The sequence below is a fragment of the Candidatus Njordibacter sp. Uisw_002 genome, from assembly GCF_047730155.1.
In the GTDB taxonomy this organism is placed as follows: domain Bacteria; phylum Pseudomonadota; class Gammaproteobacteria; order Pseudomonadales; family Balneatricaceae; genus Njordibacter.
In genome coordinates, this window is the sequence record NZ_CP159832.1 from 1,365,610 (window position 1) to 1,387,389 (window position 21,780).

The 21,780-nt window shown below is 44.9% G+C and carries 24 protein-coding genes; 4 read left to right on the forward strand and 20 right to left on the reverse strand.

The genetic code is table 11. The annotated features are described in order from the left end of the window. Positions 1–70 precede the first annotated feature (70 nt). Positions 71–1,126: a GlxA family transcriptional regulator gene (locus tag ABXT42_RS06515; RefSeq protein ID WP_443627342.1), complete on the forward strand. Its 1,056-nt coding sequence runs from the start codon at positions 71–73 to the stop codon at positions 1,124–1,126. A 51-nt stretch (positions 1,127–1,177) separates the two neighbouring features. Here ABXT42_RS06515 and ABXT42_RS06520 read toward each other — a convergent pair whose 3' ends face one another. The 7 genes from ABXT42_RS06520 to ABXT42_RS06550 form a co-directional block, all read right to left on the reverse strand. Next, positions 1,178–1,951: a site-2 protease family protein gene (locus ABXT42_RS06520; protein WP_443627343.1), complete on the reverse strand. Its 774-nt coding sequence runs from the start codon at positions 1,949–1,951 to the stop codon at positions 1,178–1,180. 7 nt (positions 1,952–1,958) lie between these two features. Then, on the reverse strand, positions 1,959–3,989 hold the full coding sequence (locus ABXT42_RS06525; RefSeq protein WP_443627344.1) for an ASKHA domain-containing protein: 2,031 nt from the start codon (positions 3,987–3,989) through the stop codon (positions 1,959–1,961). 129 nt (positions 3,990–4,118) lie between these two features. Beyond that, entirely contained in the window at positions 4,119–5,021 is a 903-nt protein-coding gene (locus ABXT42_RS06530) for a dihydropteroate synthase (RefSeq protein WP_443627345.1), read from the reverse strand. A 55-nt stretch (positions 5,022–5,076) separates the two neighbouring features. Then, the gene (locus ABXT42_RS06535) at positions 5,077–6,018 is read right to left on the reverse strand and encodes a hypothetical protein (RefSeq protein ID WP_443627346.1); all 942 of its coding nucleotides are present in this window, start codon (positions 6,016–6,018) and stop codon (positions 5,077–5,079) included. A 40-nt stretch (positions 6,019–6,058) separates the two neighbouring features. Beyond that, positions 6,059–6,355, reverse strand: coding sequence for a virulence factor (locus ABXT42_RS06540; protein WP_443627347.1), 297 nt, complete (start codon positions 6,353–6,355; stop codon positions 6,059–6,061). After that, on the reverse strand, positions 6,343–6,969 hold the full coding sequence (locus ABXT42_RS06545; RefSeq protein ID WP_443627348.1) for a DUF1638 domain-containing protein: 627 nt from the start codon (positions 6,967–6,969) through the stop codon (positions 6,343–6,345). The genes ABXT42_RS06540 and ABXT42_RS06545 overlap by 13 nt, the downstream gene beginning before the upstream one ends. A gap of 17 nt (positions 6,970–6,986) precedes the next feature. Beyond that, positions 6,987–7,685, reverse strand: coding sequence for a corrinoid protein (locus ABXT42_RS06550; protein WP_443627349.1), 699 nt, complete (start codon positions 7,683–7,685; stop codon positions 6,987–6,989). Between the two features lie 387 nt (positions 7,686–8,072). Between ABXT42_RS06550 and folD the strand changes: the two genes are divergently transcribed. Then, on the forward strand, positions 8,073–8,954 hold the full coding sequence (gene folD, locus ABXT42_RS06555) for a bifunctional methylenetetrahydrofolate dehydrogenase/methenyltetrahydrofolate cyclohydrolase FolD (protein ID WP_443627350.1): 882 nt from the start codon (positions 8,073–8,075) through the stop codon (positions 8,952–8,954). 81 nt (positions 8,955–9,035) lie between these two features. Here folD and ABXT42_RS06560 read toward each other — a convergent pair whose 3' ends face one another. From ABXT42_RS06560 to ABXT42_RS06575, 4 genes are all read right to left on the reverse strand, one after another. Next, complete coding sequence (locus ABXT42_RS06560) at positions 9,036–9,725, reverse strand: DNA-3-methyladenine glycosylase I (RefSeq protein WP_443627351.1); 690 nt, start codon at positions 9,723–9,725, stop codon at positions 9,036–9,038. Between the two features lie 148 nt (positions 9,726–9,873). Next, the gene (gene glyA / locus ABXT42_RS06565) at positions 9,874–11,124 is read right to left on the reverse strand and encodes a serine hydroxymethyltransferase (protein WP_443627352.1); all 1,251 of its coding nucleotides are present in this window, start codon (positions 11,122–11,124) and stop codon (positions 9,874–9,876) included. A 293-nt stretch (positions 11,125–11,417) separates the two neighbouring features. Continuing rightward, the gene (locus ABXT42_RS06570; RefSeq protein ID WP_443627353.1) at positions 11,418–11,873 is read right to left on the reverse strand and encodes an NfeD family protein; all 456 of its coding nucleotides are present in this window, start codon (positions 11,871–11,873) and stop codon (positions 11,418–11,420) included. Then, the gene (locus ABXT42_RS06575) at positions 11,870–12,802 is read right to left on the reverse strand and encodes an SPFH domain-containing protein (protein WP_443627354.1); all 933 of its coding nucleotides are present in this window, start codon (positions 12,800–12,802) and stop codon (positions 11,870–11,872) included. The genes ABXT42_RS06570 and ABXT42_RS06575 overlap by 4 nt, the downstream gene beginning before the upstream one ends. 182 nt (positions 12,803–12,984) lie before the next feature. On the opposite strand from ABXT42_RS06575, the gene ABXT42_RS06580 reads away from it, so the two are divergent. Continuing rightward, positions 12,985–13,800: a hydroxyethylthiazole kinase gene (locus ABXT42_RS06580; RefSeq protein ID WP_443627355.1), complete on the forward strand. Its 816-nt coding sequence runs from the start codon at positions 12,985–12,987 to the stop codon at positions 13,798–13,800. A gap of 16 nt (positions 13,801–13,816) precedes the next feature. On the opposite strand, the gene ABXT42_RS06585 is transcribed toward ABXT42_RS06580, so the two are convergent. From ABXT42_RS06585 to ABXT42_RS06625, 9 genes are all read right to left on the reverse strand, one after another. Continuing rightward, the gene (locus ABXT42_RS06585; protein ID WP_443627356.1) at positions 13,817–14,512 is read right to left on the reverse strand and encodes a GntR family transcriptional regulator; all 696 of its coding nucleotides are present in this window, start codon (positions 14,510–14,512) and stop codon (positions 13,817–13,819) included. A gap of 4 nt (positions 14,513–14,516) precedes the next feature. Next, positions 14,517–14,870: a hydroxyisourate hydrolase gene (gene uraH / locus ABXT42_RS06590; RefSeq protein ID WP_443627357.1), complete on the reverse strand. Its 354-nt coding sequence runs from the start codon at positions 14,868–14,870 to the stop codon at positions 14,517–14,519. 11 nt (positions 14,871–14,881) lie between these two features. Next, positions 14,882–16,081 (reverse strand): urate hydroxylase PuuD, encoded by a 1,200-nt coding sequence (locus ABXT42_RS06595; RefSeq protein WP_443627358.1) that lies wholly within the window; start codon positions 16,079–16,081, stop codon positions 14,882–14,884. 34 nt (positions 16,082–16,115) lie between these two features. Continuing rightward, positions 16,116–16,643, reverse strand: coding sequence for an ureidoglycolate lyase (locus ABXT42_RS06600; protein ID WP_443627359.1), 528 nt, complete (start codon positions 16,641–16,643; stop codon positions 16,116–16,118). After that, on the reverse strand, positions 16,643–17,659 hold the full coding sequence (gene alc, locus ABXT42_RS06605) for an allantoicase (RefSeq protein WP_443627360.1): 1,017 nt from the start codon (positions 17,657–17,659) through the stop codon (positions 16,643–16,645). The genes ABXT42_RS06600 and alc overlap by 1 nt, the downstream gene beginning before the upstream one ends. Before the next feature lie 25 nt (positions 17,660–17,684). Further along, a complete protein-coding gene (gene uraD, locus ABXT42_RS06610; RefSeq protein WP_443627361.1) occupies positions 17,685–18,200 on the reverse strand; it encodes a 2-oxo-4-hydroxy-4-carboxy-5-ureidoimidazoline decarboxylase in 516 nt (171 codons plus the stop codon). Positions 18,201–18,211: 11 nt separating this feature from the next. Next, the gene (gene puuE, locus ABXT42_RS06615; RefSeq protein WP_443627362.1) at positions 18,212–19,144 is read right to left on the reverse strand and encodes an allantoinase PuuE; all 933 of its coding nucleotides are present in this window, start codon (positions 19,142–19,144) and stop codon (positions 18,212–18,214) included. Between the two features lie 93 nt (positions 19,145–19,237). Further along, a complete protein-coding gene (locus ABXT42_RS06620) occupies positions 19,238–19,909 on the reverse strand; it encodes a DUF3047 domain-containing protein (RefSeq protein ID WP_443627363.1) in 672 nt (223 codons plus the stop codon). An 82-nt stretch (positions 19,910–19,991) separates the two neighbouring features. Beyond that, positions 19,992–20,309: an antibiotic biosynthesis monooxygenase family protein gene (locus ABXT42_RS06625; RefSeq protein WP_443627364.1), complete on the reverse strand. Its 318-nt coding sequence runs from the start codon at positions 20,307–20,309 to the stop codon at positions 19,992–19,994. A gap of 148 nt (positions 20,310–20,457) precedes the next feature. On the opposite strand from ABXT42_RS06625, the gene ABXT42_RS06630 reads away from it, so the two are divergent. Then, positions 20,458–21,771 (forward strand): DEAD/DEAH box helicase, encoded by a 1,314-nt coding sequence (locus ABXT42_RS06630; RefSeq protein WP_443627365.1) that lies wholly within the window; start codon positions 20,458–20,460, stop codon positions 21,769–21,771. Positions 21,772–21,780 lie beyond the last annotated feature (9 nt).

The following is a 21,780-nucleotide window of genomic DNA, read 5'->3' on the forward strand; positions in this document are numbered from 1 at the left end:
AACAGTGTGACTTTTTACATCACTTTATTTGTAAATAAGGGCACTGCATAAAAAAAATAAAGAGGCAATTATGTCCGAAGAAAAACCTATCCGCTACGCTTTTTTGCAGCTACCAAATTACTCTATGGTGACTTTTTCGTCTGCCGTAGCTAGCCTTCGTGGCGCCAACTATATTAGCAAAAAAGACCTATACCAATGGCAAGTAGTGTCTATGGACGGCGCGCCTGTCACTGCCAGTGTAGGCTTTGAAGTCACCCCTGTTATTAGCATAAACGAGCTTAATTTAAATAATTTAGAAGCACTGATCATTTGTGGCGGCACTCACATAGATCGTGCCTATGACAAAAGCACCTTAGCGTTTTTACGCAAAGCAGCCAATGCAAAGGTGCGCCTAGGGTCCACCTGCACTGGCAGCTATTTATTAGCCATAGCAGGCTTGCTTGATGGGTACAAAGCAACCATCCATTGGGAAAATATAGCCAGCATGCGCGAAGAATTTCCCAACGTGCAAATGTCTTCAAATTTATTCGCCATAGACCGGGACCGTTTCACCTGTTCTGGTGGTAATTCATCACTTGATATGATGTTACAGTTTGTTAGTCATCATCATGGCCCAGAGTTAGCCGCAGCTGTTTCTGAAATGTTTATTATGGAGCGCATCCGCGACCATCATGACACTCAGCGCATCCCATTACGCTTACATCTAGGCAACAGCCAACCCAAACTTATAGAAGCTGTGGCCTTAATGGAGGCCAACTTAGAAGAAACCATTAGTTTGGATGACTTGGCACAATATGTAGGTGTGTCACGACGACAGCTAGAGCGTTTATTCCAAAAACACCTAAAGTGTGTGCCCTCACGCTATTATTTAGAGCTACGCCTTAACCGTGCTCGCCAGCTTTTATTACAAACCAACTTATCTATCATTGACGTGTCTTTGGCGTGCGGCTTTGTGTCTGCTCCACACTTCTCTAAGTGTTATCGAGACTTCTTTGGTATTCCACCAAGAGAAGAGCGTCGCCGTTTCTCCCCAGGGCAAAGTGTTCGTGCAGCACAAGAAAGTGTTTCAGAAGTTATAGAAAGCGATTTTGCTGATATAGACCCGTCATTTAACCCGTTTGAATGATTAATCCATCTGCGTAATCGCTATATGCTGCATCACATTAGCAAATAGCGTTTACGCATTAAGCACAGCTAAAGCAAGCTCGCTGCCTGGTAGCTCTAAAGCAGCAACCCACACTATCATACCCACCAGTGCCGCTGCTGTAAGCAAATACCAAATCAAACCAAATACGATACCGTATGCACTAAGCTTAAATTTAGGGTCTTGATCAAAGCGATTCCAGTCTCCTAGCAGGTCGATTAAGCCCATAATGCCAAAGAAGCCAATTAGCGCAAAGCCTGCAGTAAAGCTATAACCAATAAGCAGCCCAGAAATAACCACCAAACCAACATAAATAAAGCGGCTGCGGCCTGAATAAACCAAGGCTTTTATGACACGGCCACCGTCTAACGGGTAGATTGGCAGCAGGTTTACTAGGTTGATCAAAGCGCTAACAGAAGCAACAAGCCCCACAAAGTGGTTATCAGTAAGCAAAAAACCTATAAAAAAGGCCACACTCATAACCAGACCAAACACTGGCCCCATCATAGAGATATACAAATCTTGCCAATGGGTTTTAGGCGCATCTCCCACTGCTATCCCACCCACAAATGGAATAATGTAAATACCCTTTGTGGGTATACCAAAATGCTTCATGGCACGAATATGGCCATACTCATGAAACATCAAAATGCCAAGCAGAGTGACGGCAAATTCAAAGCTGAGCATAATAGTCCAGCCAGATAATGCCATGGCCACTAGGGCCACTTTAATCACCTTAACGCTCTTAAAAAGTTTAAGTGCGATGCCTATCATCACGCCCACACGGGCACGGTTATTAGTTTGCATAGTGCGGTTACCCTCTGCGACGGCGGCGTTTCTTTTCACCCCCTTCAGTTACAGGGCTAGTCTCCTTAAGTGCTGGCAAGGTGACTACTTTTTCTAACTCTGGAAAAGCGTCTACCTTATTTGGAAAAGCCATGGCATCAATAAATAATTGCTGAAAATCTGGCTCTACTGCGGTTTCTATTTTTTCAATATTGCGCACAACCTGCTCAATTTCTGCGCGAGATAGCTCGTTAAGCAACGCTATTCTAGCACCTGTTCCAGCAGCGTTACCTGCTGAGGACACCTGATCTAGCGCACAGTCTGGAATTAAGCCCAACACCATAGCGTATTTCACATCTATATGGCTACCAAAAGCTCCCGCAAAACGAATACGGTCTACCTTATCTACCTGCTGATACTGCATCAGCAACTTTATACCAGCATACAGTGCAGCTTTGGCCAGCTGAATGGCGCGCACATCATTTTGCATTATTTTAACGGCGCCACGAGTTTCGGTGGCAGGCATTATTTCGTATGAAAAAGTACGACCGTCTGGTTGAATGCGCGGATTAACACTAGCCATAGAGCCATCGACAACACCATCTTGAGTGATGACGCCTGATAAATACATTTCAGCCACCACCTCAATAATGCCAGAGCCACAGATGCCTGTAATGCCTGTTTTTTCGGTGGCTTCATCAAAGCCTGGCTCATCAGACCACAACTCACAGCCAATCACCTGAAAACGCGGCTCTAAAGTAATGGGGTCGACCCTAATGCGTTCTATAGCGCCTGCTGCCGCGCGCTGACCACAGCTTATTTGAGCACCTTCAAAAGCAGGGCCTGTGGGGCTTGAACATGCTACTAAACGGTGGCGATTACCCAACACTATCTCTGCGTTGGTGCCTACATCCACTAGCAAGGTCATTTCATCATGGTTATATGGCTCTTCTGCTAACACCATGCCTGCTGTATCTGCTCCCACATGCCCTGCAATACATGGCAACAAATAGGCCCTTGCCTGCGGGTTTAAATGCACACCTATGTCACGTGACAATGTATGCACGGCCATGTCTGTCGCCAAAGCAAAAGGTGCACCACCTAGCTCTACAGGATTAATACCCAATAACAAATGATGCATGATAGGGTTGGCAACAAAAGTGATTTCTAATAAATCTGTCACTTCACATTCAGCCTGCTTAACCAGATCTTTAACCAAGCCATTAAGTGATTCGCGCACGGCATTGGTCATATCCACTTCGCCGCCTGGGTTCATCATCACATAAGACACCCGACTCATTAGGTCTTCGCCAAAACGAATCTGAGGGTTCATAGCACCAGAGCTGGCTAATATTTCACCACTAGACAAGTTACACAAATGAGCAGCAATAGTAGTGGAGCCTACATCTACAGCAACACCATAGACCGCATCCTTTAAGCCAGGCCAAAGTGCAACAATTTGTTCGCCTTGGCGCACAGCCACAGTTACGCCCCACTTCCCAGCTCTTAAAATGGGCTGTATGGTGCTTAAAAGAGCCACATCATAAGACAAGTTAAGCAGCTGCCAATCAGCCTCTAACGCATTTAATAAACGCCTTAGATCACCTGATGGGTCGTGCATATCTGGCTCTTGCACTTCTACATAATACAAGCGCACTAACGGATTAATCTCGATATCATGTATTTCTGCTTCTTTGCGCACCATTTGTTGGTGCACTTGGCTTTCAGCAGGCACATCCACCACGATGTCATTAAGCACCTTAGTGTGGCAGCTTAAACGCCTTCCAGGTTTAAGCTCACGGCGCTGCGCAAATTTAAGCTCAGGCGCCGTAATAGGCTCTAAACTTTGTGCAGTGGAAGTGATGCCAAACTTTGAAAAATCACCCTCACTGACCAAAATTTGGCAACGACCACAAATACCCCTACCGCCGCATACAGAATCTATATCAACATTAAGATAACGAGCCGCTTGCAATAATGGTGTGCCCACAGGAAAACGCCCGCGCTTGCCAGAAGGAGTGAATACGACTAAAGCATCATCGGTATTAGTTTGACTCATAGTGTCATCTCAACGTGTGATCATAGGGTTGGATAATTTAACCCCATATATTAATGTTTTAATTTTGCACAAAAAAGGGCCCACGGGCCCTTTTAATTATTTATTTTCGCCAATGCCTTCGCGCGCCTGCTAGGAGCTGCGACGACGGCCGCCAGTGCGACCTCCACGAGAGCCAACACCTACAGCGCTGCGATCTCGGTAAGCGTCAATCCAGTCCTTACATTCAGGGTCATGACCCATCATTAAGTTACCACCGCGTACTCCCAACATTACTTCTGGGTGCATTGGGTTGATGATAGCAGAAGTCATGCCTGAGGCAACAGCACAGGCAATAAATGCACAGTTAACACCGTTGCGGTTTGGTAAGCCAAAGCTAAAGTTAGACGCACCACATGTAGTGTTCACTTTAAGCTCAGTGCGCAAGCGATGCACTAGTTCCATCACCTGACGACCTGATGTATTAATTGCCCCTACAGGCATAACCAATGGATCTACTACTACGTCACACGCTGGAATGCCATAGTCTGCAGCTCGTTGTACAATCTTCTTAGCTACTTCAAAACGCACATTGATGTCTTGTGAAATACCTGTCTCATCATTTGAGATGGCAACCACAGCTGCGCCGTATTTCTTTACCAATGGCAATACACGATCCAAGGACTCATCTTCACCCGTTACAGAGTTCAAAAGCGCCTTACCCTTATATACAGCAAGGCCAGCTTCTAGGGCTTCAATAATCGATGAGTCGATACACAATGGCACATCCACCAACGCTTGAACCAACTGAATGGTTTTTGCCAAAATAGCAGGTTCATCTGCTAGTGGAATACCCGCATTGATATCCAAAATGGTAGCACCTGCAGCAACTTGTGCTAACGCATCAGCTTCTACCCGGCTAAAGTCACCATTTTTCATTTCTTCGGCCAACAACTTACGACCAGTGGGGTTAATACGCTCACCAATCACGGCAAACGGACGATCAAAACCAATGACAACTTCTTGGCTAGCGGAGCTGATAATCGTATCAGTCATTTCAAATTCCTACTTTAGTGTCTAATAAAGGTCAGTTTCCTGACCCAAAAAATAATTACGAGTTAACGGTGAAGCCTTTACCGTTGAGTTCAAACTTTCCATCTTGTACGTCATACATCCATGCAGCAGATTTCTTTAAGCCACCCAATGGATACAAATGACATTGGGCAATCAAACAATCTGGATCATTATGCATGCCTGTAACAATATCGCGCATCAGCTGGCTTGGCTCAGAAGATGGTGCATTAACATACTGGCCCAAAAAGGAATCTTTTAAACCCAGCTTTATCATGTTCATAGGGTTGCGTGTTAAAAACCGCACTGAAGCTCCTACACCACAATGAGCAGCGTGGCGCATTAAGGTTTTAATAGTGGCAAGGCCTGGCACACCTATATGAATAGGTAGCTCATTACCTGCAGCGCGAATTTCACGCTCCCAAGCAAAAATAGGCTCGGCTTCAAATACAAACTGAGTAGCTAAATATAGACTCAAATCGGTTTGCTTAGCAAAGTCGTTCTTTTGTTTAATCGCTAAGGCGCAATCAGCTGGACTAATATCTGGACTACCTTCTGGATGCCCAGCTAGACCCATTTTCAAAATGCCATACTTTTCAAACAAGCCTGTTTGAAGCACTTCAATAGAAGAACCAAAATCACCCACAGGGGTAGTCACACCACCACCAATTAACAACCCTTCAGTTACACCTGTTTCACCTTGTAGGGAAGCAAGATTTTCTTCTAAAAATTTGGCAGAAGGTATAGAGCGAGCCGCAAAATGAGGCACAGGATTAAAGCCTTCGTCTTTTAAACGGCGCACCGTAGCCACAGTGTCTGAAAAATCTGAGCCAGGTAAAAAAGTAACGTAAACAGTGCATCCTGGGCGCAGTAGTTCTTTAAAGTCTGCCACTTTGGCCGCGCCACCTGGCGTAACCTCTACAGTTGTTTTTTGCATCAAGTCAATTATGGCTTGTTTTTCTGCAACGGCATTAAGTGCCATGGATACATCTCCAAAAATATAGGGATAGTTGGATCACCAACTACTGGGCAATGCCGCCTGCAGCTACTAGTGTGGCTAAGCGTTCATCTGTGTAGTCTGTTTCTATCTGCTTTATAGTAGCTTCTAACACGGTCTCTAGGTCATCACCACAAGCTTTGGTGTCACGACGCCATTCTTGCAAGTAACCATCACTGCCGTATAGGCCAGCACGCATGGCGGCTTTGTCTATCGCTTTTTCAAAGCGCTCTTCTAACGGACGCTTTGCACTGGTGCGGCCTTGCTTCACAATGACTTGGGCGGGAATATCGCGCCACATAACGATGGTTAATTTGGCCATTTTATTACCTGTTCTGTGTATTTACTATAATGAGCGCTTAGTTCTTGGGCCATTTGACCGTAACCAGTTTCTATTCGCTCGTATTTTAAACCTAATTTTTTTGCCGCCTCTTGTGCACACTGATCAAGCTGCCGATTAGGCTCCTGCACCAAATAAACTAACTTTGTATAATGTGCAAACATCACTTCTATAAGTTTGGGATGTTTGTTTAAACCCATACCTTCCATGATGAGTTGTTCAAAATGTTTGGCCAGATAATCAGTTAGGTAAAATGTGCCTAGCTCACGCTCTGACATGGCCGCAAAATTTTCACTGCCACTATAAAACTCATAACAATGGGCCCCAGATAAACGTTGAATGTTATATTTTTCCAACACTTTATCTAACATTCCTCCGGTACCACAATCCCCAAATGCTGCAAACACATGATCATAATCTGCAGCATAAGCTGCCAGCCGCTCTTCAACGGCTGCCGGTATTTTATCAGGTCTGTTATGAAGCTCAGCAGGGATTTGCGTTACTTTTAAGTTTTGCCAGCCCGCATTTTTTGCAACTGCCATCACTTCTCTAGCAATGGCACCACAGGTAATCACAAGCAAGCTAGCAGGCTGCATGGTCACCTCTTTATAAATTAAGCTGCGCGCTTTGTTGCGATGAACTTCTTTGCAGTTTCTACAGCAACAGCAGCATCACGACAATAGGCGTCTGCGCCAACTGCATCACCAAACTCTTCGTTAAGTGGAGCACCACCTACAAGAATAATAAAGTCATCACGAATACCCTGCTCTTTCATGGTGTCTATAACCACTTTCATGTAAGGCATGGTAGTAGTCAATAATGCTGACATACCTAAGATGTCTGGCTTATGCTCTTCTAAGGCTGCAATGAACTTATCTGCTGGGCAGTTAATACCCAAGTCAATCACTTCAAATCCAGCACCTTCCCACATCATAGCTACAAGGTTCTTACCAATGTCGTGGATATCGCCTTTCACTGTGCCTATAACAGCCTTACCTACAGGCAATGCGCCTGTTTCAGCTAGCAAAGGGCGTAATATTTTCATGCCCGCTTTCATTGCGTTTGCAGCCATTAGCACTTCGGGTACAAACAAAATGCCGTCACGAAAGTCTATACCTACAATATTCATGCCGCCTACTAAGGCTTCATTTAACACTCTGTCTGGTGACCAATCACGGCCTAACAATATGTTAGTTCCCTCAGCAATTTCGTCTTCCATGCCATCATAGAGGTCGTCGTGCATTTGTGCCGTAAGATCTTCATCACTAAGACTATTAAGGTCAAGATCTTCTTCGTACTGGTCTTCGGACATAAATTGTACTCCTACAATAAACATGGCATTACATTGAGGCTTCAACGAATGGCAATATAGGCCGCTAGATTATCTAGGATGGCCTTTTTGAGCTAACTTGCCTACGACAAAGCGTTATCGAAACGCGACTCTTTAGACATCCAGTTACTTCAAAGCCACAAACTATTGTAACACTGGCAAACCCATGCCTTGCGTGATTATTATCCATGTGGCCTGAATGAAATTCATACTACGATCGATCTGCATTCACGCTTGTGATCAGTTCTGTCAGGGCAACGGCCTAACATGCTAATGGAAATTAATATAAAATAGCCCGTAACGAGTAGGTCTATCATTGAGCAACCCTCAATTAGACTGTTTTTTTATCACCAACATGAGCTATCCATCATGGCACACCTTATCGACGGCAAGCAGTTTGCTGCTAAATTACGTGAAAAAATGACCGGTCAAATTGCTTCTATTAAAGCAGACCACAACATCGTTCCAGGCTTAGCCGTTGTGCTAGTGGGTGAAGATCCAGCCAGCCAAGTGTATGTGCGTAGCAAAGGCAAGCAGGCTAAAGAGTGTGGTATTACCTCTATTGAGCACAAACTAGAAGACACTACTTCTCAAGAGTTTCTACTTAACCTTATCAATGAAATGAACAATGACCCTGCCATCAACGGTATTTTGGTGCAGCTACCTTTACCTAAGCACATAGACTCTGCCAAGGTATTAGAAGCCATAGACCCCGCCAAAGACGTGGACGGCTTCCACCCCATTAACGTAGGTATGTTATCCACTGGTGGTAAGGGCATGGTTCCTTGCACTCCACTGGGCAGCTTGATGATGCTACAAGATTACCATGGTGACCTAACGGGCATGACCGCTGTGGTAGTGGGCCGCTCTAACATTGTGGGCAAGCCTATGTTTAACCTGTTACTACAGCAAAGCTGTACCGTAACCATGGCCCACTCACGCACTAAAAACATTGAAGACGTAGTACGTGCAGCCGACATTGTAGTGGCCGCAGTAGGCGTGCCAGAGCTTGTGAAAGGCGATTGGATTAAGCCTGGCGCTACAGTGATCGACGTGGGTATTAACCGCATTCAATTGGAAGACGGCAAAACCAAGCTGGTGGGCGACGTACATTTTGAAAGTGCGCAAAAAGTAGCTGGCGCAATCACCCCTGTTCCAGGTGGTGTGGGCCCAATGACTATTGCATGTTTGCTTTATAACACTATGGTTGCTGCGTGCCGCCATAACAACGTAGAGCTACCTGCTGCATAAAAGTAGGTAACATAAAACACTGCATCAAGGCCTCATTGAGGCCTTTTTAATGCGCGTCTACTTTTGATTTGTGTATTAGGTTTACGAGGGCGTGTAATTTTCACCCACAGAGCTTGCGCAAATACGGCTTAGCCGATTGAAAGAAAAGCCTGTTTTGTCATGCCACTCATTAAAGCAGCGTTGCACTTTGGCTAGGTCTGTTTTGTTTGTGGGTACATTGGCTACGTCTATGCCTGCACCTTGTAAACAAGTGACTACGTCTTGGGTGAGCATAAAAGTGTCTAGCCCCATTTGGCGCAGCATGCGCGGGCCACTCATGCCCCCTAAGCGACAACCTACTTTCTTTAAATGGCTATAAAGGCCTATGAGGTCTTCTTTTGGCCACTGCGCCAAAAATGCAGCATAGCTTTTGTGCTCCATGCCAATGTCTACAATGTAACTAGCGTTTTGCGGCACACTCATTATTTTTTGCATATTGCGCACGATGCGTTTATCAGTACCAAACTTTTCTAGCTGCTCTGGGCTTAATAAGATTATTTTTTCAGGCTCAAAACCAAAAAATACGGTTTCAAAGTCTTCCCATTTGTTTTCAATCACGCGCCACACAAAGCCTGCTTGAAACACCACCTTGGTCATCATGGATAAAAAGCGGGCATCAGCTTGGGACAAAAAGTGGGCCTTTGGTAAGGGCTCATAGATCATGGCCTCAAGCCCCCTTTCGCCGCCCTTGCGAAAAAGTGCTCGCTCAAGAATTGGCTCAAACTTTGCCATGATTTACCTCTCACATTAGATGTGTTGATTATTTGTTAATAGCTATTTCATTAGTAAAAACTAAAACCGCCCTTTTCACCCAACGATACAACAAACGCCGGGCATAAAAAAGGCCCCTATTGAGGCCTTTTTACTGCTTTACAAACGCTTACTTATAAACAGGGAAACGTGCACAAAGTGCTGATACTTTATCGCGCACTTGGGTATTAACCGCTTCGTCGTCGATATTGTCCATTACGTCACACATCCAGCCTGTAAGGTCACGTACTTCATCAGCACCAAAGCCACGAGAAGTTACAGCAGGTGTGCCTACACGGATACCTGAAGTTACAAATGGAGACTGTGGGTCGTTAGGTACAGAGTTTTTGTTCACTGTGATGTGAGCCTTGCCTAAAGCAGCGTCAGCAGCCTTACCCGTAATGCCTTTAGCAATTAGGTCTACTAGCATTAAGTGGTTCTGCGTGCCGCCTGAAACGATCTTATAACCACGGGCTTGGAACACTTGCGCCATCACCTTAGCATTGGCACAAACTTGGCCTTGATATTCAGTAAATTCTGGCTCTAGGGCTTCTTTAAATGCCACAGCCTTAGCTGCGATTACATGCATTAGAGGGCCGCCTTGCTGGCCTGGGAATACCGCTGAGTTAAATTTCTTCTCTAGAGCTTCGTTAGCTCTAGCAAGAATCAAACCGCCTCGTGGGCCACGTAGCGTTTTATGTGTAGTAGTGGTCACAACATCAGCATATTTCATTGGGCTAGGGTAATGCCCTGTAGCTACCAAGCCTGCCACGTGAGCCATGTCTACAAAAAGGTATGCGCCTACGCTGTCTGCGATGTCACGAAACTTGCTCCAATCCATCACCTGAGAGTAGGCAGAAAAACCTGCTACGATCATTTTCGGCTGATGCTGCGTTGCTAAACGTTGAATTTCTTCGTAATCTAGTGTGCCCGCTTCGTTTAAGCCATATTGGATAGCGTTGTAGTTTTTGCCAGAAAAGTTTACATGTGAGCCATGAGTTAAGTGGCCACCATGGGCCAAGCTCATACCCAAAATGGTATCACCAGGAGAAACTAAAGCTTGATATACAGCAGCGTTGGCTTGTGAACCAGAGTGAGGCTGCACGTTAGCGTAGTCTGCACCAAATAGCTCTTTAGCGCGATCGATAGCCAATACTTCTACCTTGTCTACAAATTCACAACCACCGTAGTAACGCTTATGAGGGTAGCCTTCAGCGTACTTGTTGGTTAAGCCAGAGCCTTGGGCTTCCATTACTCGGGTGCTGGTATAGTTTTCAGACGCGATTAGCTCCACGTGATCTTCTTGACGCTGCTCTTCTTCTTGAATACCGGCCCAAACTTCTGGGTCAAAATCACTAATACGATCAGTCTTATTAAACATTACTTAACTCCCAAAAAATGAAATCCCTAATACAGGGGACATAAACTACTAAGATTAAAAATCTATACCACCATGTTTGTTATTTCAAACACAGTTAAACTAAAGTCTTATTCAATGGTGCATGATAACTACAATAACTAAGCTCATTTAGTTTAAAGCGACACTAGGTTACACAGCAGCGAATCAAGGCACTGTTATAACGCCACATCTGTAAATTTGGCCAATATTATAACAGAGCCCCAAGGCTAATGAGTTATTATCAGTAATATTTATTATTGTTATAACAGATGAGCTTATGCTGAGGCTTTAACGATCAACAACACCATATCTCTGGAGCCTGTCACTTTTACTTGAGTACCCACAGGAAGGTTAGTTTCAGACTCTACACGCCATAGGGTATCGCCTACTTGCATTTTGCCTTGGCCGCCTGTCATTTGCTGTGTTAGAGCAAACTCACGACCAATCAACTGTGCAGCGCGATCATTGAGTTTGGGATGATCTGTGTCTTGACTGAAGCTTTTAAAACGATACCAAAACCACACCGAGCAAGCGATGGACAAAACGGCAAACAAACCAAGCTGCTTTTGCCATGATAAATCAGGCCAAATATAGCTGATCAGTGCCAGCTCGAAGGCGGCCATAACAGTGCCCAACAAAAACCCTGTAGCACCTAAAATTTCCAAAGCAATTAAAACAATGGCTAAAATAATCCAGTGCCAAAATTGCATGGTTTCAAAAAACTCTATCATGATGTTTTAGTACCCATATCTTTAACAAGCTCAGTGATACCTGAGATGGAGCCAATCATACTGGTAGCTTCCAGAGGAATCATCATTACTTTATTATTGTCAGAAGCTGCCAACTTACCCAACGCGTCAATGTATTTTTGGGCGATAAAGTAGTTCACTGCTCTAGAATCACCATTTTGAATGGCTTCAGACACCATTTGCGTCGCCTTAGCTTCAGCTTGTGCCAACCGCTCACGGGCCTCTGCTTCACGCTTAGCCGCTTCTAGCTGCCCTTCTGCTTTAAGGATTTCTGATTGTTTTTGCCCTTCGGCCACCTTGATTGCTGCTTCTTTTTCACCTTCGGCTTCCAAGATTTGTGCTCGTTTTTCACGCTCAGCTTTCATTTGCCTAGCCATCGCCGTCACTAAGTCTTGTGGGGGTGCAATGTCTTTAATTTCGATACGAGTGACTTTAATACCCCAAGGGTCAGTAATGTCATCTACCTTTGCCAACAAACTACTGTTGATGCGCTCTCGGTTGGATAACATTTCATCCAGTTCCATAGAGCCCAAAACGGCACGAATATTGGTCATTACCAAGGCTTTCATTGCACGCTGTAAGTCGTTCACTTCATACGCAGCTTTAGCGGCATCTTGCACTTGATAAAAGCATACGGCATCGGTCATTACTTGCGCATTGTCTGATGAAATAATTTCTTGTGGATCTACATCTAGCACCTGCTCCATCATATTGAGCTTTTGTCCGATGGTGTCAATAAATGGCACTAAGATATGTAGCCCCGGACTTAGCGTGCGAGTGTACTTACCAAAACGTTCTACAGTCCAATTGAACCCTTGAGGCACCATGCGGACGCCTTTTAAAATAACCAACACGGCCATAAAAAAGAAAAACAATGCGGTTAACGTTTGGCCTAAATCTGCGATATTCATAAACAGTTCCTTGTGTATGTGTGTGAATGATTAATCATAGCTGTAGTTTAGTGAAAAAGCATGGATAATCCTAGGAAATTTACCTATCAAACTATTTCCTGACCCAAGCCTATGTGCGAGAATAGCTTTAGTTTATGCTTTTACTTTAGTTATAGCAGCCGACTTCAAATTAAGGAACGATCATGCCCAACAGCTTGTCGAGCAACCTCCGTCAAAATCAACTGACCGCTTTTTATGCTAAGGGAGCTATTGAAGCACTCACAGCCTTGAGCAAAAAACGTTCACGCGTTCATTGCATCACCAGCACTGTAGCACAGGACATCTCCAGTGATGTGATATTAGCGATAGGTGCAGGCTCAAGCTTTACTTTGGGCACGGAAGAAATTACTGAATTAGTCGCAGTTACCAATAGCCTGGTAGTCAACATTGGCACCCTAGACAACAACCGCAAAAACGCTATTCGCGCAGCGCTTCAAGCGGCTAATGACTATTCAAAACCTTGGATTTTAGACCCTGTTTCAGTGCACGCTTCAAAAACACGTTGCGCCTATGCCAAAGAGCTATTACAACATAGACCCCATGTAATTAGGGCTAATGCTATGGAAATTAAAGCTTTGGTAGGCTCATCTAGCCCTATGGCAGCTCAAGAGCTAGCATTACAACAAGGCTGCGTGGTGGCACAAACTGGTGAAACAGATTTGGTCACTAATGGTGTGAAAACCATTATGATTGCCAACGGCCATGCCATGCAAACTAGAATATCTGCTATGGGCTGCGCCACTACGGCCTTTATGGCGTGTTTTATGGCAGTAGATCACGATGCATTTGATGCTGCAGTGCAAGCATTACTCACCATGGGTGTATCTGCAGAACTTGCAGCTAATAAATCTTTTGGGCCTGGTAGCATGCACATGAATCTTTTAGATTCACTTTACTCTATAAACGAAGTGACTCTTGCTCGCTACGGTCATGTATTAGAGCTTGAAGCGTCTAAATAACACTACAAGCATTACATCAAGACGCATTAAGGTGTGCAAAGGCACCTTGTAAGCCAGCCACCTGAGGGCTTTGAGTAAAATCACAGCCTTGTTTGATATGGCCCAAATGGTGGGCCATTAACTCCTGCGCTTTACTTTCATCCCCACACTTCACCGCTTCTAACAAATGACTATGTTCGTCTCTAGCACAGGCATTGCCTCCGCCATGGTTATACATAGTAATGATCAAAGAAGTTTGGGATATGAGCCCTCTTAGGGCATGTATAAAAGGCTGATTACCCGCAACAATAGCCAACTGCAGATGAAACTCACCTGATCGACGCAATGCCGTGGCCATGTCACCTTGGTCAATGGCGCTTTGCTCTAAGTTAATCATCTGCTGCAAATATAAAGCATCTGCTTGCGTGCAATGCTTACAAGCTAGCTTTACCACCGCAAGCTCAATAATATTGCGAGCTAAGAGTATTTGCTCTGCCAAATCAGGTGTTGGCGAAGCCACGTAAGCTCCACGGTTTTTGTGGATTTCTACGACCTGTTCTAGCTGTAAGCGCTGCAGTGCTTGCCTAATAAGCGTGCGACTCACATTAAATAACTCGGCAAGCTCTACTTCATTGAGCTTTGTGCCAGGTGAGAGACGCTGAGATAGGATGCCATCAAACAACTGTCGATAAGCATCCATCGGCGCATCTTGTTTACCCAAAGATTGCAACACTCTATTAGCTACCTCTGTAAGTAGAATAGCTGTATGGCGAAACCAACAAAGGCACGTGATAATGATCACAAGCTTGCGCAATGCCAAAGCGTAAAGTCACATCACTTAAAAATGCTGGGCTTGGTTGAGCCACATTAGCTTGTGTAAAGTAAGCTTCAACACCAAATTCAAGCTCATATACGCCTACAGTAAAGGCATCATCCTTTAACAAAGGGCCTTCACAACGTCCATCGCTGTTGGTCATTTGCTGACTTAATAGCTCGCGCTTGTCGTTTGTAATGCGGTACAAACTAACTGACATATTGCTGCCAGGTACGCCTTGAGCAGTGTCTAATACATGTGTGGTTAAAAAACCCATGAAATCATTCCTTATTTAAGTGCGCCTTGCGCTATCCAAAGACCCACAAGGTCACGCTCGTCTTGAGTCATACCGGTCATATTGCCCAACGGCATGATATGGCTAGCAACTGATTGCAAATAGATGCCGTCTTTATGCAGCTGCATCTGCTCAATAGAATCAAACATCACACCTGCTGGCGCTGTGGCAAAGCCTGCAAAAGTGGGCGCAGCCGCATGGCAAGATGCACAATGAGTGGTGACCACTGCAAACGCTTGATCTGCAGTGACTGTCACTTGTGCTTCACCGTTGGATGCAGCTTTATTACTAGCACCTGGTAAATTTGGCACAGTAACGTAAGCCATCACCAACAACGCCAAAACAGCAGCAGGTAAGGCCCATAAAAACTGCTGGTTGTTGTGACGGGTGTTGAAATAATGCCTTACACCCACACTTGCAATAGATAGACCCAACAAAATAGCCCAGTTCCACTCATGCCCATAAGTGCTTGGAAAATGACTGCTGATCATGATGAAAATCACAGGCAATGTAAGGTAGTTGTTGTGGCGAGAGCGTAATAAACCCATCTTAGGTAAAGCTGGATCAGGCGCTGTGCCTGCCTCTACCGCCGCTACTAAGTTTCTCTGAGCAGGCATAATGACAAAGAACACATTACCTACCATCATGGTGCCTATAATCGCACCTACGTGTAAATAAGCTGCACGACCGGTCATAAACTGGCTAAAGCCCCATGACACAAACACCAAAAACAGCATTAAGGCGATACCTAATAACAGTGGCTGATGACGCAGTGGACTCTTGCATAAAAGGTCGTAAACTATCCAACCTACAAACAAACTACCAAAGCCAATAGCGACACCCATTAAAGGTGTCACACCAGAGCCTGGCATTATTAAATAGGTGGCTGCATTTAGATAATACACCACGCTTAAAAGCAACACCCCTGTTATCCATGAGCTATACGCTTCCCACTTAAACCAGTGCAAATGCTTAGGCATAGTTTTGGGTGCCAATTTGTACTTTTGTAAATGATAGATACCACCACCATGGATGGCCCATAATTCGCCTGCTAACTCTTCATTTTTTACCTGCCTGTCTAGATTATTTTCTAGCCAAACAAAATAGAAAGAGGCACCAATCCAAGCAATACCTACAATCACATGCACCCAGCGGATGGCTAAGTGTAACCATTCTAATAAATGAGCTTCCATAATTATTCTCTACGTTTAATTACTATTGATATATTTAAAGGCCGAGTTCTTGCATCAGGTCTGCAACATCTAACTGAGCGCACTGATCTTCTTCAAAAAACACTTCATTAAGGTTGTTGCCAGCACCCGCTCTGTCGACTACTAAAAAATCTTGCGTGAGTGCCAAAATTAAAAGCGGATGATGCCACACGCCAATTTGGTAGTTAACGCCTTGCTTACCATTGGTAACAAACGCTCGCAAATCTGCAAGTTTAGGCTCTGGGCCAGGCTTTGCCACCACCACTAAAAATGGTGTTTCGTTTAAGGGCATAAAAGCCTGACTACCCAATGGATGGCGCTCCATCATGTTTATTGCCATGGGCAAAGGCCGCCTTTTGCTACTAAAAATGCTCATAATAGCGTCATCTTCAGGCTGGTCAGTGCCTACGGTTGCCAGCTTATGATGACGCCATGTGTAGCCTTGGTTTATACCAAAGCCGTCTCCCTCATGGGCCTCGATCACATCACCAAAATCAGCAAATGCTTTGGCTGTTAAGCGTTCAATGGTAAGTGAGGTAGCCATTAAGCACCTTTTCCTTGGGCCACAATACGGCCTTTAATACGCAAGCGCGACACGCCGCCGTCTGGGAAAATGTTCAATCGAACGTGGGTTACCGGGCCCATATCAGACACTTGATCAGTGTATTGGTGAATGTGATGCATGCTTAGCTTTTGTGAGGGCAATAGCTCTGGCCAGTATAAGCTTTGAGCAGCCATCTGTTCATCACTACCACCTTCTACAAAAGCGGCTTGAATAGAGCAAGAGTCTGGAAAATTGCCTTTAAAGTGAGCCGTATCTACTTCTATTTCACTCACTACTCCAGCATGGCCTAGGGCGATAATTACCCAATCAAAGCCTGGAATACGACGGCGTGCTGTTTCCCAGCCATCACCCATATTAATGCCACGTCCTGGGGCTAAAATATTATCCATAGTACCAAAGTGTTCATCGCTACAAAGTAGCGCACGCCCACCATTGCCCATAGCGGCAAGGTCTACTAGCTCATCAGTTTGGCCTGACCAATCTTTTGCTACTTCACCATAAATGCGCAAGCGAGCCACGCCACCATCTGGGTACATATGAAAACGCACATGGCTAAACACTTCATCACAGTTGATGGCTTGAATATGATGGCTGTCGCCTTGCAGATTTAAAGCGGGCTGAATCTCTTGCCAAACAGTGTCATCTGTTGGGTCACCTTGAGCCAAATAACACGCCTCTAAAGACACGCTAGGGGCATAGTTACCCGTAAAAAAGCTGGTATCAATATTAAGGCCACGAATGCGCCCAGGCAAACCTAAACGCACAGTGCAATGGTCATGGCCTTGCTGGCGTTTGCGGCGAGATTCCCAGCCATCCATCCACTTGCCGTTGTCATCATAAACCCCTTCTTTCCATACTGGAGCATGATTTTGTAACATGCGGTTCATGTCAGCAAAAAAGTCATCAGTGGAATGAATCGCTTTGGCCCCAAGGCGTGCGTCGGCCAAATTGGTCATACGCGCGTAGGGATTATTAGGTTTTTCTTGTTGTGTCATGATTTATCCTATTAATAGATACAATTTACATATCGGCCATGCGAAAGCTGGCAATTTTATTTATTTCTTCCAAAGCTTGAGCAAACTCAACCTGTGCAAGGTGATTGATGCGGGTTTCAAATGCCGCTAATATTTGGTGCCTATTGCTGCCCTTTACGGCTTTAATAAATGGAAACCCAAATTTTTCTTTATAGGCATCATTTAACTGTGTAAAACGCTCAAACTCTGCAGCAGTACATTCACTAATGCCTGCACCAGACTGCTCTGATGTAGAGGCTGCAGTGAGTTCACCACGAATAGCAGCTTTACCTGCTAAATCTGGGTGGGCACAAATCAGCGCTAATTGCTGATCTTTAGTGGCGTCTAACATTACTTTTTGAAACACTGGTAAAAGTGCTTCTTGATGATCTAAGTCTGAAGACATACCCAAATCAAACACCTTTTGAGCTACCCAAGGAGAGTGCTCATAAAGGTCTTTAAAATGTGCCACAAATGCCTGGCAAGACATTTTGCTAGGCGTGCAGGTAGTTAAACGTGTCATATGGATGTCTCTTAGGCTTTGTTTGTGGCGACAGCTGGATGATGCTGTTGCCAATGGCGAGCAATATCAATGCGCCTAGCACACCAAACACCTTCAAACCCAGCCACATATTCTAAAAATCGCTGCATACCTTTAAGCCTTGCAGGACGACCTAACAAGCGACAATGCATGCCTATAGAGAGCATTTTAGGCTCTGTGGCGCCCTCTTCATAAAGCACATCAAAGGCATCTTTTAAGTATTGGAAAAACTGTTCGCTAGTGTGGAAGCCTTGTGGTGTAGCAAAACGCATGTCATTGGTGTCTAAGGTGTAAGGGATCACCAAATGAGGCTTACCTTCACCACTGCTGCCACGGCTCCAAAACGGCAGGTCATCACTGTAATCATCAGAATCATATGCAAAGCCGCCTTCTTCCATTACAAGGTCGCGCGTATTAGGGCTATTACGCCCTGTATACCAGCCTAAAGGACGCTCACCTGTGACTTGAGTGAGAATATCAATCGCCTCAAGCATGTGCTTGCGCTCTAATTCTGGGTCCATGTATTGGTAATCGATCCAACGCAGCCCATGGCTACAAATTTCGTGGCCACTAGCATGCATAGACTGCACTACTTCTGGGTGACGTTGCGCAGCCATAGCCACGGCAAAAATGGTAAGGGGTATATCGTGTTTTTTAAATAGATTTAAAATACGCCATACACCGGCACGGCTGCCATATTCGTACACAGATTCCATGCTTGGGTGACGCACGCCCTTAAAGGGCTGCACACCGATTAGCTCAGACAAAAATGCTTCAGACTCATCGTCACCATGCAAGATGCAACGTTCACCACCTTCTTCATAGTTGAGTACAAAAGATAAAGCAATGCGGGCTTTATTGGGCCACTCAACTTTGGGTGGTTGGCCGTTATAGCCAATCAAATCACGGGGATATGCTTGTGTCATCTCTGCTTCGCTTAAATTGTATATTATATTGTATACAATATAATTGAAGCTAAGAAAAAACGCCAGCTTTAAGGGAATAAAGGTAGATAACTTTTAGTTTGGTAAAGCGCTAAATATTAAATCACCGTAATAAGTTTGCGCCTTACTATCGCTGTTATCTGTGTCTGTCATAATGGCGATCACATTAATGTATTGATAGGCCTTACGATTAGCAGCCTCACTGCCCTTATCACCAAAGGTGGCTATTAGGTCTGCATATACATTGCGCTGCTCTTGGTACCACTGGTTTGTGTTTGAGTGTTTGCCTTTTACAGACATCATTTTTACACGGGATCCAGCAAATGGGTTATCCCAAACTAAGCCTTCATCTTGATTACTAGACCAAACGTAGTTTAAAGACCTACTCTTCCACACCAATACGCCTTTATCGATCACCACGTATATTCTGGCAGCATAGTCATCACCTTGTTTGGTGCGCTCATCTAGCCCTGTGAGTTTATTCTTTATTAGCCAGCTCCAGCTTAAGTGTGGCGTAGCGATAAGGTCTATATTTTGTTTTAACAATAACCCTGATGCGGCATTTTGGCTTGTAGCATGCAAAGAAACTTGGCCTTGGTAGCCTTTAACGGTGTAAACGGACTCACCATCAAATACCTTAGGCTCCCAGTTTTTTATGCCGTTATCACCTAGAGAAGTGATGTTGTTATCGGCCTGTACATTAACGCACACCAATAACCCTAGAGCCATTATCATCCACTTAGCCATACTAGCTTCCCTGTCATCATTTATTTATTGTGTTTTTACTATATTTTTTCATTAGATTATATTTTGCGACATTTTTTATACTTTACAAGCCATAATCACGCTCTACTTTACTAATGCGCACCTTAAATGAGCTATACCAAGACTTGCGCCCTAGTGTTTGGGCATGTAAATGCTCTGTGTTCATTTTCCATTGTTTTATAGACTCTATGTCTGACCAGTAAGACACGGTAATACCCACCTCGTCCCTAGCGGACTCTATGCCCAAAAAACCCGGCTGTTTTGCTGCCAACTCCACCATGGTGTTAGCCATGGCATCATAGCCATGATCACCTTGGGTGCGAGTAGAGGTGAAGATTACCGCAAAATAAGGCGGCTTGGGGGTATTGGCAATAACAGACATTGAGTTTCCTAAGGGTGACTAAAAGTGGGTGAAAATAGGTTTTAACTGCATTATGAGCGTTTGAAAATTAAGCATAATCATCACACCAGATAAACCCTTACTGCTATAATGCCCACTATTGTGTTTAATACTACTTATCAGGGCTACTATGTCATTTTCAAACCTAGGGTTATGCGACCCCATTTTACAAGCTATTGATGACTTAGGTTATAAAACCCCTACTCCCATTCAAGGCCAAGCTATACCTGTCATCTTGTCGGGTAAAGACCTTATTGCCACTGCCCAAACAGGCACAGGCAAAACCGCTGCCTTTGTATTGCCCATTCTAGAAAATATAAACAAAGACCGCAAACTCCGTGGCAAACGTATACGCACACTTATCCTTACCCCTACAAGGGAGCTGGCCGTGCAAGTGGCTGACAATGTAGCGGCCTATAGTAAGCACCTTGGCCTTACATCTATGGCGGTGTATGGCGGTGTAGACACGCAGCCACAAAAGCAGCGCCTTATAGAAGGCATTGATGTGCTGGTGGCAACCCCTGGCAGGCTGATAGATCTGGCCCACCAGCGCGCATTATATTTTGATGAGCTAGAAATACTAGTGCTAGATGAAGCCGATAGAATGGTGGATATGGGCTTTGGTGCTGAGATTAATAAAATTATTGAGCGCTTGCCCGAAGCACGTCAAAACCTGATGTTTTCTGCCACCTTAAGCGACGACGTGCTAGCCCTTGCTGATAGCTTTTCTGAAGGCGCATTGGACAGCCGCGCTGTAGAGCTTTCTATCTCACCTAAAACCACCACAGCACCCAACATAGACCAGTGGCTGATTACCGTGGACAAAGACAGAAAATCTGCCCTGCTTAGCCATTTGATTACTGATCAGGCATGGGATCAAGCACTTATTTTTATCGAGAAAAAACACGGCGCGGCCAAACTAGTAGACCAGCTAGGCAAGCGCAACATAGTAGCTGATGCGATACATGGTGATAAAAGCCAAGCCTCTCGTGAGAAGATTTTGGCCGATTTTAAATCTGGCAAGCTTAAATACCTAGTAGCCACAGGTGTGGCAGCGCGTGGCATAGACATAGGCGAGCTAAGCCGAGTGGTGAACTATGACATGCCATTTAAGCCTGAAGAATACATTCACCGTATTGGCCGCACCGGCCGCGCGGGTGCAGCGGGTGAAGCCATTTCTTTTGTAGCTTGGGGAGATTTTAAAAACCTATGCGCTATTGAAAGCCGTTTAAACCACATTATAAAACGCAAAGAGATAGATGGCTTCCCTGTGCGCAAGCTAGTGCCTGTGTCTATTTTAAACTATGTGCGCAAAAGCCCAGGCCCTAGCCCTAGAGCTGATAGGCCTGATAGAGCAACATCAAAGCACGCACGCCCTGCATCCACTGGTAGTAAGCCTGAAAGTGGCCCTAATGCCAGAACCAACAAACACATCTGGGGATAATTAGGAGGC